General features: G+C 70.3%; 12 protein-coding genes and 1 pseudogene. 6 read left to right on the top strand and 7 right to left on the bottom strand.

The genetic code is table 11. The features are described from left to right. Nucleotides 1–54: 54 nt before the first annotated feature. On the bottom strand, nucleotides 55–1,083 hold the full coding sequence (locus ACVV2G_RS29030; RefSeq protein WP_453845750.1) for a ScbA/BarX family gamma-butyrolactone biosynthesis protein: 1,029 nt from the start codon (nucleotides 1,081–1,083) through the stop codon (nucleotides 55–57). A gap of 515 nt (nucleotides 1,084–1,598) precedes the next feature. On the opposite strand from ACVV2G_RS29030, the gene ACVV2G_RS29025 reads away from it, so the two are divergent. Beyond that, nucleotides 1,599–3,020, top strand: coding sequence for a cytochrome P450 family protein (locus ACVV2G_RS29025; RefSeq protein WP_453845749.1), 1,422 nt, complete (start codon nucleotides 1,599–1,601; stop codon nucleotides 3,018–3,020). A 728-nt stretch (nucleotides 3,021–3,748) separates the two neighbouring features. Here ACVV2G_RS29025 and ACVV2G_RS29020 read toward each other — a convergent pair. The 5 genes and pseudogenes from ACVV2G_RS29020 to ACVV2G_RS29000 form a co-directional block, all read right to left on the bottom strand. Further along, a pseudogene (locus ACVV2G_RS29020) lies at nucleotides 3,749–4,081 on the bottom strand (transposase); the annotation flags it as partial. Between the two features lie 413 nt (nucleotides 4,082–4,494). Further along, on the bottom strand, nucleotides 4,495–4,974 hold the full coding sequence (locus tag ACVV2G_RS29015; RefSeq protein ID WP_453845748.1) for a hypothetical protein: 480 nt from the start codon (nucleotides 4,972–4,974) through the stop codon (nucleotides 4,495–4,497). Next, on the bottom strand, nucleotides 4,971–5,360 hold the full coding sequence (locus tag ACVV2G_RS29010) for a hypothetical protein (protein WP_453845778.1): 390 nt from the start codon (nucleotides 5,358–5,360) through the stop codon (nucleotides 4,971–4,973). Before ACVV2G_RS29010 ends, ACVV2G_RS29015 begins: the two co-directional genes overlap by 4 nt. Next, the gene (locus ACVV2G_RS29005) at nucleotides 5,276–5,626 is read right to left on the bottom strand and encodes an SMI1/KNR4 family protein (RefSeq protein ID WP_453845747.1); all 351 of its coding nucleotides are present in this window, start codon (nucleotides 5,624–5,626) and stop codon (nucleotides 5,276–5,278) included. The genes ACVV2G_RS29010 and ACVV2G_RS29005 overlap by 85 nt, the downstream gene beginning before the upstream one ends. Before the next feature lie 203 nt (nucleotides 5,627–5,829). After that, entirely contained in the window at nucleotides 5,830–6,462 is a 633-nt protein-coding gene (locus ACVV2G_RS29000; protein ID WP_453845746.1) for a chloramphenicol phosphotransferase CPT family protein, read from the bottom strand. A gap of 938 nt (nucleotides 6,463–7,400) precedes the next feature. Here ACVV2G_RS29000 and ACVV2G_RS28995 point away from each other — a divergent pair. From ACVV2G_RS28995 to ACVV2G_RS28975, 5 genes are all read left to right on the top strand, one after another. Continuing rightward, nucleotides 7,401–8,186 (top strand): ScbR family autoregulator-binding transcription factor, encoded by a 786-nt coding sequence (locus tag ACVV2G_RS28995; protein WP_453845745.1) that lies wholly within the window; start codon nucleotides 7,401–7,403, stop codon nucleotides 8,184–8,186. A gap of 522 nt (nucleotides 8,187–8,708) precedes the next feature. Beyond that, nucleotides 8,709–8,903, top strand: coding sequence for an acyl-CoA carboxylase epsilon subunit (locus ACVV2G_RS28990; protein WP_453845744.1), 195 nt, complete (start codon nucleotides 8,709–8,711; stop codon nucleotides 8,901–8,903). Nucleotides 8,904–9,044: 141 nt separating this feature from the next. Next, complete coding sequence (locus tag ACVV2G_RS28985) at nucleotides 9,045–10,637, top strand: acyl-CoA carboxylase subunit beta (protein ID WP_453845743.1); 1,593 nt, start codon at nucleotides 9,045–9,047, stop codon at nucleotides 10,635–10,637. 11 nt (nucleotides 10,638–10,648) lie between these two features. Next, on the top strand, nucleotides 10,649–11,269 hold the full coding sequence (locus ACVV2G_RS28980; RefSeq protein WP_453845742.1) for a ScbR family autoregulator-binding transcription factor: 621 nt from the start codon (nucleotides 10,649–10,651) through the stop codon (nucleotides 11,267–11,269). A 415-nt stretch (nucleotides 11,270–11,684) separates the two neighbouring features. Next, on the top strand, nucleotides 11,685–12,524 hold the full coding sequence (locus tag ACVV2G_RS28975; RefSeq protein WP_453845741.1) for an AfsR/SARP family transcriptional regulator: 840 nt from the start codon (nucleotides 11,685–11,687) through the stop codon (nucleotides 12,522–12,524). Nucleotides 12,525–12,539: 15 nt separating this feature from the next. Here ACVV2G_RS28975 and ACVV2G_RS28970 read toward each other — a convergent pair whose 3' ends face one another. Then, nucleotides 12,540–13,502, bottom strand: a complete 963-nt coding sequence (locus ACVV2G_RS28970) for an AfsR/SARP family transcriptional regulator (protein WP_453845740.1) — start codon at nucleotides 13,500–13,502, stop codon at nucleotides 12,540–12,542. Nucleotides 13,503–13,563 lie beyond the last annotated feature (61 nt).

Genomic DNA, 13,563 nt, shown 5'->3' with positions numbered 1-13,563 from the left:
GGCCCCCACCCACGAGGATGCGTTCCCAGGCGCCGTTGCGCAGTGCCGTTTGAGCTAGTTGCTGGACTCGCCGAAAGGGGTGTGGTGTGGGTGGGTGTGGATGGTGGTGGTGAAGGTGGTGTGGTGGTGTTGGGTGCCGGTGATGTGGTGGGTGGTGTGGGGGTGGGTGGGGGTGGGTGGGGTGGTGGTGGTGTGGAGGTAGAGGGGTGTGTGGTATTCGGCGTAGTGGTGGAAGGTGGTGTGGATGGTGGTGGTGTGGATGGTGGTGGGGTGGGTGGTGGTGGGGTGGGTGGTGGTGGGTTGGGTGGGGGTGTTGTGGGTGGTGGTGTGGGCGGTGGCGGCTTGGCGTGCGGCTTCGAGGAGGAGGAGGCCGGGGTAGTGGTCGGTGGGGTGTTCGAAGAGGGTGGGTTGGTGGGGGTCGGGGTCGAGGAGCCATTGGTTGGGTTGGTTGGTGGTGGCGAGGAGGGTGTCGCGGGGGTGGGTGCGGCCGGCGAGGGTGGGGTGGAGGGTGCGGTGGGGGTGGGTGCGGGTGGGGGGTTGGGTGTGGGTGGTGGTGCGTAGGCGTTTGTAGGTGGCGGGGGTGATGCAGGTGAAGCGTCCGCCGCCGGTGGCGCAGGGGTGGCCGTTGCGGTGGATGGTGACGTTCATGGTGAATTCGGTGAGGCGTTTGCCTTTGCGGGTGGTGTGGGGGGTGTGGGCGTGGAGGGTGAGTTCGCTGGGGTGGGGGTCGATTTTCATGTGGTCGGGGTGGGTGGTGATGTGGAGTTCCCACATGAGGAAGTGGTGGTCGAGGGGGACGTTGTATTGGGTGTGGGCGAGGTAGAGGCCGGTTTGGCGGATGGTTTCTGCGGCTTGGAGGGGGTCGTGGTGGGTGTGGTTGTGGGTGAAGAAGGTGTGGGTGCGGGGCCATTGGCCGGTGAGGGTGAAGTGGGTGTCGTCGAGGCGTTCGCCGCCGGTGAGGAAGACTTCGGCGTGGGTGGCGCGGTGGACGTATTCGCGGGGGACGGTGGTGGTGAGGCGGGGGGTTGGGGGGGTGGGGGTGGGTGGGGTGGTGGTGGGGTTTTGGATGGTCAGGGGTGTCATCGCTTTTGCCTCTCCACGTGGGTTGGTGGGGGATGGGTTCAAGCGTGCGGAGGGCCATAAGATACAGACGCACCGGTTTTCTTTTCAAGGTGGATCGGGTGTCTTTCGTGGGGGTCTTTTCGTGGGTCCGGGCGGGGTGGAAACGGTGGGGATCCTTCCGCGGGCGGGGGTGTGCGGCGGGGGGCCGGCCGGGGGGCGGGTCGGGGGGTGGTGGGGGTGCTGGGGTGCCGGTGGGAAGTGGTAGGGGGCGTTCCGGGGGTGGGTGGCGGGGCCGGTTGCGGGGTGGGGCCGGCGGGGGTGTGCGGGGTGGCCTGCGGGGTGGGGCAAGTGGGGGGAACTGTTCCGGTGGGCGGGGCGTCGGGTCTTTTCGGGTGGGTCTGATTCTGGTGGGCTCGGCCCATTGATGAAACCGGGTGAGCGGTTTTATTTTGGGGTGTCCGTGATTCGGGTGGCCCGGTTGGTGTGGGTCCTGGGTGGGGGAGTGGTCGATGCGTGGTCGGCAGGGGTGTCCGTATGTGCTGGATGCGTCGGGTGGGGATATTCAGGGGGAGGCTGCCCGGTTGAGGGGTGTGGGCTCGGTGGCTGCGGTGGTGTTGCCCGGGGGGGTGCGGGCGTGGGCGGTGACGGGGCAGCGGGAGATCCGGGCGTTGTTGACCGATGACCGTGTGTCCAAGGATGCGTACCGGCATTGGCCTGCGTGGTCGCAGGGGCGGGTGGCGTCGTCGTGGCCGTTGGCGATCTGGGTGTCGGTGCGCAATATGGTGACGGCGTATGGGCCGGAGCATCTGCGTTTGCGGCGGCTGGTGGCGTCGGCGTTCACGCCGGGGCGGGTGGAGTTGCTGCGGGGGCGGGTGGAGGAGATCTGCGGGGAGTTGCTGGACGGGCTGGGGGGTGGCCGGGCGGGGGTGCCGGTGGATGTGCGTCGTCGGTTCGCGTGTGTGCTGCCGATGCGGGTGCTGGCGGAGCTGTTCGGTATTCCGCAGGCCTACCATGAGCGGCTGCGGCGGATCATTCTGGGTTTTTTCGACACGTCGGCGTCGTTGGAGCAGGCGCAGCGCAACGCGGGTGACCTGTATGTGCTGATGGGTGCTCTGGTTGCTTTCAAGCGGGGGGAGCCGGGGGATGATCTGACCAGTGCGCTGATCGCGGTGCGTGACGGGGACGGTTCGCGGCTCAGTGAGCAGGAGCTGGTGGACAATCTGATCCTGCTGTATACGGCGGGTTATGAGACCACGGTGAATCTGCTGGACAACACGATCGCGTTGCTGCTGGGGCATCCGGACCAGCTCGAGCTGGTGCGTTCGGGGGTGGCGGGGTGGCAGGACGCGGTGGAGGAGTCGCTGCGGCTGGAGGCGCCCGGTGCGAACGGCATCCTGCGTTTCGCGGTGGAGGATCTGGAGGTGGCGGGGGTCGTCATCGCCCGAGGTGACCCTCTGGTGATCTCTTTTGCGGGTGCGGGGCGTGATCCGGCGGTGCACGGCGCGGATGCGGACGTGTTCGACGTCACCCGTCCCTCGCGTCGTGCTCATCTGTCTTTCGGGCATGGCACGCATTACTGCATCGGTGCCCCGCTGGCCCGGCTGGAGGCGCAGGTCGCGTTGAGTGCTCTGTTCGCCCGGTTCCCCGCTCTGTCGCTGGCCGTTGCCTATGAGGAGCTGCGGCCGCTGGAGTCGTTCATCTCCAACGGGCACCGGGAACTGCCCGTCCTGCTGGGCGCCCCAGCCGCCGCCCCAGCCGCCGCCCCAGCCGCCGCTCCCGCTGCCGCTGCCGCTCCTGCCGTCGCTCCCGCTGCCGCTGCCGCTCCTGCCGTCGCTCCCGCCGCTCCTGCCGTCGCCGCGGCGGCGGGGGAGGGGGGTGCCGGCGGGGTGCGGAAGGTGGTGTCCGCGGCGCAGTCCGGTGCGCCGGTGCCCGGGCCGCGTGTGCCGGAAGGGGTGTAAGGCCCCGGCCCGGACCCGCCCGGACCCGCCCGGTCCGGGCGGGTCCGGACCGGTCCGGGCGGCATCCTGGTGGTGTGGGGCCGGCCCGGTGCGGGGTGTGTGGTGTCCGGCCGTCGTGTGCCGGTGGTGCGCGGTCGGTTTCCTGTGGGCCCGCCCCGGTGGGGCGGTACCTCACCGGGGCGGGGGGCGTCGTGTGCCGGTGGTGCGCGGTCGGTTTCCTGTGGGGCTCAGCGCGTTTCGTGCCGGGGTGAGGTTCAGGGGCATGGTCTGGCGGGGGCCTGGGGCCTGGGGCCTGGGGTGTGGGGCGGGCGGGCCCGGGTGAGTTGGATGCTGGCGGTGGCCGGGGGCGGTCCTGGGGCCGGGGCGGGGGGTGTCTTCTGTCTCTTTGGTCAGGGTTGTGGGTCAGGATCGCGGCATGTTGACGTGGTTCCGCGCCTACTGCGAGGACGAAGTTCTGGGCTGTATTTCGAGGCCGGCCACGAGGGCCGGGCCGCGCGGCAGGCTGAGGTCCGGGGCAGGGCGCGCGTCCGGTGGCGGCGGCCTTTCCTGGGAGAGGTGCTGCGCTTGCGTGATGATGCTGTTTTCGCGGTGGTGTTCCGCTGTGAACGGCAGTACGGCGTTCTCGCCGAAGGTCCCGTGGATGGCTGGCAGGACCAGCCGGAGGCCGGGTCACTGTGGAGGAGTTCGAGCGGCTGTGGGCCGGAGCACGGTGGGCTCTCGGTGATTCACTATGACGTGGCGGGCTGGGGTTCGTAGAAGGTTCCGTCGCGGAGCATCGCGAGAGGGGTGTCTGCCCGTGGTCTGGCGAGGCAGGGGCAGGGGCAGGGTTTGGGGGTGGTGTGTGCCGTGGGCGGTCTTCTTGTCGTAGCAGACCTGTGATGCCGGGTCGCCCAGGGCTGCGAACGCGGAGAGGGAGAAGCCTTCTTGAGCTGCTTGTTTCCTCTCCTGGAGGGTTGTTCGCCACGGATCGGCGACCCTGAACTGCGGGTCGCCGGTGCGCGTCCTGCGTAGGCGGCGAGGTGGCCGGCGGCCGGGAAGGTGCTGCCGTCGCCGGCCTCAATGCCGAACCGGGTCAGCTGATCCGTCATGCCGGCCGCGGCTGTCAGTACTCGTCGGTGAAGCTCACCACACGGCTGGTACGGGCGGGGATTGGGGCGTTCATGGAGTCCGTCGGGGATTCGTACGACAACGCCCTCGCAGAAGACCTCTGGATGCTCGTCAGGACGGAGGGGCTCCGCGGACGCACCTTCGCCACCCGGGGTGATCAGTCCCTCCCGGGCGACGGGGGAGCCTCGGCCCGTGCCGGCTTCGCTGTGCGGGGTGTTCGCCTTCCGGGGTGTTCTCTTTCCTGGGCGGTGAACCATACGAAGGGCTCAGTACCTTCCGCAGAACAACATAGGGAGCGCTTTGTCTGGCGGCGACCGCCGCATGAAGCGCTCACGCGGATGGGAAACCCCTGGGGTCAGTCCTGATCTTAGGTGTACTGAGCCGCGTACCAACTGGAGTCGGTGGCGGGGTTGCGCAGTGCCCCCCAGAATCGGTCGTCAGGTATCGGTGGCAGTGGCGGATTGCCCAAGTCCGCATGCAGATCCGCACGCCAGTCGAGAGTGAAGTGGCTCCGGGTCTGCGCGCTCTCGCACACGGATCTGTAGGGGGATCCCCAGAGCCCGAGGGCTGTCTTCTCCGCGGCCCGCCTGCGAGTGACGTCTCGTCCGGTATCGGCCTGTGCGAGCACCGCACGGAGTCGCAAGGCGAGCGGGGCGGTCTGGTCCGGTCGCGGTAGGGCCACACCACGCTCCCACGCGTCCAGGGCTGCCTTGACCTCCGGGTAGTTGTTCAGCCCCGTTTCGACCGCCAGTCTGCGCAGCTGCTTCCGTGCGGCCTCAACCACCTGCTCGTACGGCAGGACTGCGATCAGTGCACCGAGTTCCTCAAGTCCGTCCAGGTGGCTCACGTGGAGGAGGTCGGTGGGACTGCGGGACAGGTCCAGCTCTGGCAGCTGCTCATCCGGTGCGGGAAGGGGCTCGTCGGCACTGCACTCCGGCCTGGCAGGCAGGGGCCCCTCCCAGAACAGCCGGCCGTTGAACGTGACGACACCAGCCTCCTGGCCGCGCTCAGCGTGTCGGCCAGTTCGGCCAGATACCCACCCAGCGAGTCGGCCTGCCCAAATCTGGTGCCGGTCTCGTCGAAGAACCGTCCGATCGCACCGAAGGAGCCGCGCTCAGTACGGCAGTCCATCAGGAGACCGTCCGACGTCACGTCGTAAGAACCGAACGTGACGTAGTCGTGAAGCCAGTAGCCCTCGGTCTCCCCGTCGAGGCCCTGGTCGATACCGCGCATGACCCGGTGTCCCCGAGGATTCCGCTCACTTCGAGCAGCCGGTCGCCCGTACTGAACCGGAAGGCCTCGGGCCCCTTCAGCGCCCCGTTGTGCCGCTGGAGTGAAGCGACCAGGTCCGGAGGAAAGGTGACCCCCAGTTCCTGTTGCGCTGCTGCGATCTCCTCGTCTCCCGCGGGCGGCCGAAGCGTGGCAAAAGTGCGGGGCGCGTGCTCGCCTAGCCACGCGTCGATGCGAGTCCATGAGTCGCGGACCAGGTCTGATGTCATAAGGCCGACCTTAGGGCCAGCGGCTGGCAACAGCTTGATCGTCGCTCACCGGCCCTTGCCGCCGGGTTGGCGTTCGGGCCGGCCAGCTCGAGTGGATGCTTGTCCCGGCTCACCAAGCTGCTGGCACCGGACGCTGCAACCGCCCACTCGACACTGAAGCGCTCAGCCGCATTCACCCCGATCGGTGGCCAGCTCGAAGAAGCTCAGTCGGCGGTCGGCAGGTCGGGGCGCAGGGCCGCGGTGAGCTGTTCGAACGCGGTGGGTACTGGTTGGTGGGGCAGGAAGTTGCTGATCTGCCGGGCGCAGTCCATTGCGCTGGTTGTGGTCGTGTCGCATTCGATGTCGTACAGGCCGTGTGCGTGTACGTGATGGAACTGGCGGGCTGCGAGGCCCGGCGGGCGGTCCCCGCGTTCTCGTTCGCGGCGTTCCAGTTCCTCCAGCGAGCAGTGCACCCCTACCAGGACCACCTCTTTGGCCTTGAAGAGTCCGAGGCAGTCCAGCAGCCGCCATTCCTCACTCAGGACGTGGTCCATCACCACGTTGTTGCCGGCTGCGGCCATACCAGCGACAGCCCGGTGGAAGCCTTTCCACGTACGTCGGAGAAGCTGGGGCATTGCCTCGCAGGAGACCTCTCGACGAGCTCGCATCGCGTGGAAGGCGTCCACCGGCAGGTGGAAGCAGGGGTCTCCGTCAAGGATCTGCAGCAGGGCCTGCGCAATACTCGACTTTCCCGAACTGGACGTTCCGTTCAGGAAGATGATCCGTCCGCTGCGTGCCCGAGCAGGGTCTTCGCTGGACTCGGGCGACGCGGGCACCTCGTCACCGGGTCCGCGCATTCGGGGCTCCTTCGCTGCCGGCAGTAACGTCCGGTCATCATGTCCCATGAGTCACCCCCTGTGGCAGGTCACCGTCAGGCATCGGTCCTGTCTTTGTGCATGCTGCGTCACCGGCCCTGCGGTCTGAGCCAGGACCGGGGTTCGGGAGGGAAGCCGGCTGCGGGGCTCTGACGGCCTGTCACGACGGCCTGGCCGGTGCTCGGGTGGGCAAGGCGTTTCCGGTGGCCGAGTCCTGTGAGTAGGACACCGTGGACCGGGCGTGTGCCCCCGCATGGTTGGCGGGGCGCGGTTCACGCGGGGTGCGGGGTGGTGCCGTGGCGTCGTCCCTGCGCGGGGTGGTGTGGCGGGTTCCCGGCCGGGGTGAGGGTCCTGGCCCGGTGGCCCTGGGGATGGAACCGGCGCGTACCCCCGACAGGTTGGCGGCGGGTGCGGCGGGTGCGGCGGGTGCGGCGGGTGCGGCGGGTGCGGCGGGTGCGGCGGGTGCTGTGCCGGTGTCCTTGTGCGGGCGCCCGGGCCCCGGGTCCCGGGCCCCGGGCCGTGGCCGTGGCCGTGGCCGTGGGGTCCGGGGTGCGCCCGGGTGGCGGGCGGCTGTCGGGCAGTCGCGTGTCGGGGGTGTGCGGGGTGGGTGGGACCGGGTGCCGGGGCGGGTGGGATGTCGGGGTGGATTGTTTTTGTGCGGGGCGGCCGGTTTTTTCGGGTGGTTGAATTCCGGGGGCCCGGTTGTGCGGGGATGGCGTGGGTTTTGTGTGGTGGGGTGGAGGCGGGTGTTCCTGCAGCCAGTGATGGGGGTGTTCTGGGGGGCCGGTCGGGTGTGGGGTGCCGGGTGCGGGGTGATGCTGACACGTGCAGGCTTGCGAAAATACGGACTCCCTGGTTTTGTTTTGGCAGGGAGCGGCGGTGCCTCGGCGCTTCTGAGGCAAAGACCGTCGGGAGGTCCCGTGGCTCGGCAGGAACGAGCGATCCGTACCCAGTTGTCGATTCTGAAGGCTGCGGCTGAGGTGTTCGACTCCTATGGTTACGAGGCTGCCACCATCGGGGAGATCCTCAGACGGGCGGGTGTGACCAAGGGTGCGCTGTATTTTCATTTCCCCTCCAAGCAGGCTCTGGCGGAGGGTGTGCTGGAGCAGCAGTTCTCGGTGATCAGGGTGGAGCCGGGTCCGTGCAGGCTGCAGGAGTTCGTGGACACGGGGCTGATCGTGGCCTACCGGATGCGGCGTGATCCGCTGGTGAGTGCGGTCGCCCGGCTGTCCTTGGAGCAGGAGTTGCGTGCGGAGTACGGCTCGTCGGCGATCCGGCAGTGGATCGGGGCGTCCGAGGTGCTGCTGGGTGCGGCGAAGGAGCAGGGTGAGCTCTTGCCGCATGTGGCGCCGGCCGAGGCCGCGTGGCTGTTCTCCGCGGCGTGGACCGGTACCCAGCTCTACTCGCAGATCCTGGCCGGGCGTGAGGATCTGGAGGCCCGGGTGGTGGCGCTCTTCCGGCATCTGCTGCCCAGTATCGCGGTGCCCGCCGTTTTGAGCAGTCTCGACATCACCGTCCAGCGGGCGGCCCGGCTGGGGGCCGCGAGCGACTCCCTCCTCGAGGACCGGGACGACAGCCACCACGGCGACCGGGACGGCCAGGACGACGACCGGGACGGCAGCTGGGGCGGCGGCCGGGGTGGCGGGGAGGCGGCTCCGGCGGTACCGGCGGTGGGGGTGGACGGGCGGATCGCGGCCTCTGCCTGACAAGAGGTACGACCGTGCGGGTGCGGGTGCGGGTGCGGGTGCGGGTGCGGGTGTGCGGGCCGCGGTGCCTCCGCCGGGGCCCGCATGGTGCGGAAGCAGGCCTCCGGGGTCCGTGTGGTGCGGTGGCCGGTCTCCGGCCTCCAGGGATGGGCGTGGTGCGGCGGCCGGGGTTTCCGGGGCGGCGGCCGGCCCTCGGGGGCCGTGGTGGGGCGGACGAGGTCTCCGGGGCCGTGTGGTGGTGCGGCCGGGGGTTTCCGGGGCGGCAGCCGGCCCCCGGGGTTGGTGGTGCGGCCGGGGTTTCCGGGGCGGCAGCCGGTCCCCGGGGTCGGTGGTGGTGCGGCCGGGGGTTTCCGGGGGTTCTGTGTGGTGCGGCGGCCGGCCTCCGGGGTTGGTGGGGCGGGTGTGGTCTGCGGTCTGTGGGGTTTGTGTGGTGTGGGCCGGGTGTGGGGTTCTTCTCGACCGGGGCATGAGCGTTCCTGTAGCTCTCTGGCGGACGGTGGCCGAAGGTCGAGAGGAGCGGACATGGGGCCGTCGGAGGGTGTCTTGCGGATCGAGCGCGGTGAGGCCGGTGAGGAAGAGCTGGCCGCGGTCGCCGTGGTGCTCTGCGCGGTGCTGGCCGCCCGTCCGGAGGGGGGCGGGGATGCCCCGCCGCGCATCCCGTCGTGGCGGGGTGAGCGTTTCGGCGTCCTTTACCGCTCCCCGTACAGCTGGCGCTAGGCCGGCCGCGCGCCGGTGGGTGACGGCCGGCAGGCGTTTTCCATGGCTGATTCATGTGCGCACCGCACACCCCCCCCTAAAAACCGCACGCGCGGTTTGTTATGCTGGGGTGGTCGGTGACGCCGTGAGGGAGGAGGCATCGTGACAGTCCTCAATGACGTTCCCCAGGTGGCGGCACCGCTTTCGGGTGCGCGCGGGCGGGTGGCGGAGTTGCACGCGGTCCGTGCGCAGGCGCTGGCCGGGCCGGGGGAGAAGGCGACGGCGGCGCAGCATGCCAAGGGCAAGCTGACCGCGCGTGAGCGTATCGGTCTGCTCCTGGACCCGGGTTCCTTCCAGGAGGTCGAGCAGCTGCGCCGGCACCGGGCGAGCGGGTTCGGTCTGGAGGCGAAGAGGCCGTACACCGACGGTGTGGTCACCGGCTGGGGCACGGTGGAGGGGCGCACGGTCTTCGTCTACGCGCACGACTTCCGGATCTTCGGCGGTGCGCTGGGCGAGGCCCACGCGACGAAGATCCACAAGATCATGGACATGGCGATCGCGGCGGGTGCGCCGCTGGTGTCGCTGAACGACGGGGCCGGCGCCCGGATCCAGGAGGGCGTGAGCGCCCTGGCCGGTTACGGCGGTATCTTCCAGCGCAACACCAGGGCGTCGGGGGTCATCCCGCAGATCAGTGTGATGCTCGGCCCGTGCGCGGGCGGTGCGGCCTACAGTCCGGCGCTGACGGACTTCGTGTTCATGGTCCGCGACACCTCGCAGATGTTCATCACCGGCCCCGACGTGGTCAAGGCCGTCACCGGCGAGGAGATCAGCCACAACGGGCTCGGCGGCGCGGACGTGCACGCCGGGACCTCCGGGGTGGCGCACTTCGCCTACGACGACGAGGAGACCTGCCTGGCGGAGGTCCGCTACCTGCTGTCGCTGCTGCCGCAGAACAACCGCGAGTACCCGCCCTGCGTTGCCTGCACCGATCCGCCCGCCCGCCGCTGCGAGGTGCTGCTGGACCTGGTCCCGGCGGACGGCAACCGCCCCTACGACATGACCGCGGTCATCGAGGAGATCGTCGACGACGGCGAGTACCTGGAGGTCCACGAGCGCTGGGCGCGCAACATCATCTGCGCCCTGGCCCGGCTGGGCGGCCAGGTGGTGGGCATCGTCGCCAACCAGCCCCGTGCGCTGGCCGGTGTCCTGGACATCGAGGCCAGTGAGAAGGCCGCCCGTTTCGTGCAGATGTGCGACGCCTTCAACATCCCGGTCGTCACCCTTTTGGACGTCCCCGGGTTCCTGCCGGGGGTGGGCCAGGAGCACGGCGGCATCATCCGCCACGGCGCCAAGCTCCTGTACGCGTACTGCAACGCGACCGTGCCCCGCATCTCGCTCATCCTGCGCAAGGCGTACGGGGGTGCCTACATCGTCATGGACTCCCAGTCCACCGGTGCGGACCTGACCTACGCCTGGCCGACCAACGAGATCGCCGTGATGGGCGCCGAGGGCGCCGCGGGCGTCATCTTCCGCCGTCAGATCGCCGGCGCCGAGGACCCCGAGGCCATGCGGGCCCGCATGGTCAAGGAGTACAGGGCCGAGCTGATGCACCCCTACTACGCGGCCGAGCGCGGCCTGGTCGACGACGTCATCGACCCCGCCGAGACCCGCGAGGTGCTGGTCAGGTCCCTGGCGATGCTCCGCACCAAGCACGCCGACCTGCCCTCGCGCAAGCACGGCAATCCACCGCAGTGACGGAGTGAGCGATGGTCAGACAGGAACGTGCGGTGCGCACGCGCGAGGCCCTCATCAGGTCCGCGGCCGAGGTCTTCCACCACGAGGGCTTCACCGCCGCCTCGCTCACCCTGATCAGTTCCAGGGCGGGCGTGAGCAACGGCGCGCTGCACTTCCACTTCGCCAGCAAGGCGGTGCTGGCGGACGCGGTCGAGAGCGCCGCCGCCGGCGTCCTGCAGACCATCACCGGCCCCCGCGGCCCCAGGGCCCCCAGCACCCTGCAGCGTCTGGTCGACGCCACGCACGAACTCGCCCGCCACCTGCAGCAGGACGTGGTCCTGCGGGCGGGGTTCGAACTGAGCGGGGAAGCGTGCCGCGCGGCCCGCACCGACCTGCGCCTGCGGTGGCACGCCTGGGTCACCGCCATGGTCGACCGGGCGGCGCGCCACGGCGAGCTGCGCGAGAACGTGGCCCAGGAGGGCGTGGCCGCCGCCGTGGTGGCCGCCACCGTGGGGTTCGAGGTCCTGGGCACCCGTGACGAGGTCTGGCTCTCCCGGCGCACCGTCTCCCAGTTCTGGCTGCTGCTGCTGCCCACCCTCGCCTCGCACTCCTTCCTCGGCTGTCTGGAGGCCGAGGGCTCCGCACCCCGCTAGATCAAGACCGCAAGGTCGGTTCCCAGTCGATCCCGGTCTCTCTGACACCCAAACGATCCGGTCATATGCGGACCAAGGGTGCTTCCGTGCGCCCCCGCTGTTCCCCCGCTCCCGCTCGGCATGGCGAATATTTTCGGCCAACGTCTCCCTCCGCTGCCCAGGGCGCGTTTTCGCCTCCCGGTGGCGCACCCGCGACGGCCTCGAAGACAAGACTGCCTGCTCGGCGAAGGAGAGCGGGCACACGTTCGATCAGCGCGTGACCGGATCGCGGCGCTCACGGGCCGGCATATCCGATCCACATTGACAAACCGACTGTGCTGTTTTTTTATCAGGTCTGGAGCCGCGCACCGGCTCCCGGTCACCGGGAGACGCACCGGCCGATCACCCGGCCTGCGGCCTGACTCATGGGGGAAACGTGGACGTCCAAGTGCTGGGTGCGCTGTCGGTACGCGAACACGGAGTGCCGGTCGTGCCGACGGCTCCCAAACCGCGGCAGGTACTGGCCCTGCTCGCCCTCAACGCCGACCAGGTGGTCCCCGTGTCGGCACTCATCGACGAACTGTGGGGGGACAACCCCCCGCGCAGCGCCCGGACCACCCTGCAGACCTACGTCCTGCAACTGCGCGAGCTGATCGCCCAGGCCCTGCACCACGACACCGGCGAGCGCTGCACCGCCAAGGACATCCTGGCCACCGTCCCGGGCGGCTACCGCCTGCGCACACGCGGCGGACACGTCGACTACCGGGAGTTCGACCAGCGCGCGGGAACCGGCTACCGGGCCATGGACGCCGAGGACTACGCCGGCGCGGCCCGCCGGCTGGCCGACGCGCTCTCCCTGTGGAACGGGCACGCCCTGACCGATATCCAGGCCGGCCTCCTCATCGACACGGAGATCAAGCGGCTGGAAGAGGCCCGGCTGTGCGCACTGGACCAGCGCATCGAGGCGGACCTGCGCCTGGGACGCCACCGCGAACTGCTGTCGGAACTGACGGTGCTGGTCAGCCAGTACCGGATGCACGAGAGCCTGCACGGACAGTTCATGCTGGCCCTGCACCGCTCCGGCCGGCGCGGCGAGGCACTCGACGTCTACCAGCGCCTGCGCGGCACGCTCGTGAGCGAACTGGGCCTGGAGCCCTCCACCGCACTCAGCCGCCTCCAGCGCTCCATCCTCATGACCCGCCCCGACGTCCCGGCCACCCCCACCCCCACTGCTGCCGCCACCCCCGCCGGCGGCGGCCGGCTCGTCACCCGCTGAACGGGCCCCGCACCCTCACAGGCCGCACCCATGACGTGCCGTGAGCCGGGCGAGCCGCTCGGACAGCTCCCGCTGCTCCCGGCCCAGCACCTCCAGCCGGCCGCGCAGCGCAGCCAGCTCCGCACGCAACGCCCCCCGCTCCTCCAGCAGCCCCGCCGGTGCCGGCCCGGGCCCTTCCGGCCCCGCCGGTGCCGGCCCGGGCCCTTCGGGGGTGTGCCGGTGCAGGATCGCCTCCCTGCGGCCGCGCAGCACCGGCCCCGGCCCCACCCCCAGATCACGGGCCAGCCGCAGGCACGCCCGGTCGTAGGCACCCAGCGCCTCCGCCCGCCGCCCGCACCGGTACAGCGCCGCCATCAACTGCTCGTGAAACCGCTCGCGCAGCGGATGGACGGCCACCAGCTCCTGCAGCTCACCGGTGATCTCCGCACAGCGGTCGGCCCGCAGACTGGCGTCGAACAGCGACTCCAGGACGAGCAGCCGGCTCTCCTCCAGCAAGGCCGCCTCGGCCGAGCAGACGGGCCCCTGGCCACTGCCCTGCAGGGCCGGCCCGCGCCACAGCGCCAAAGACTCCCGCAGCACATCGGCCGCCCGGCCCGGAGCGGAGGCGGCCAGCGCCCTGCCCCGCGCGGCCAGGCGGTGGAAACGCTGCGCGTCCGTGGTCGCCGGCCCCAGAGCCAGCACATAGCCCAGCGGGGAGGTCTCCAGCCACGCATGGGACACCGCGCCCGGACCGGACACGGGAACCGGCACCGGCAGCAGACGGCGCAGCCGGGCCACATGGGCCTGCAGGGCGTTGGCGGCATCGGCCGGGGGCCGCGCACCCCACAACTCGTCCACCAGCCGCTCACGGGGCACCACCTGACCGGCCCGCACGATCAGAGCACCCAGCAGCGCACGCTGCTTGGCCCCCCTGGGAACGATCCGCACACCGGCCCGCTCGTCGTGAATCTGGACGGAACCAAGAATCCGAAACTCCATCTCGCCCTTGCCCGGGAAGCACCCGGTTCCGTATCCACCGACCCGGATCACGGCCCTGGTA

Source organism: Streptomyces sp. JK94 (genome assembly GCF_053613315.1).
The sequence above is the reverse complement of the archived record's forward strand: the minus strand, read 5'-3'. Positions and strand labels throughout refer to the sequence as shown.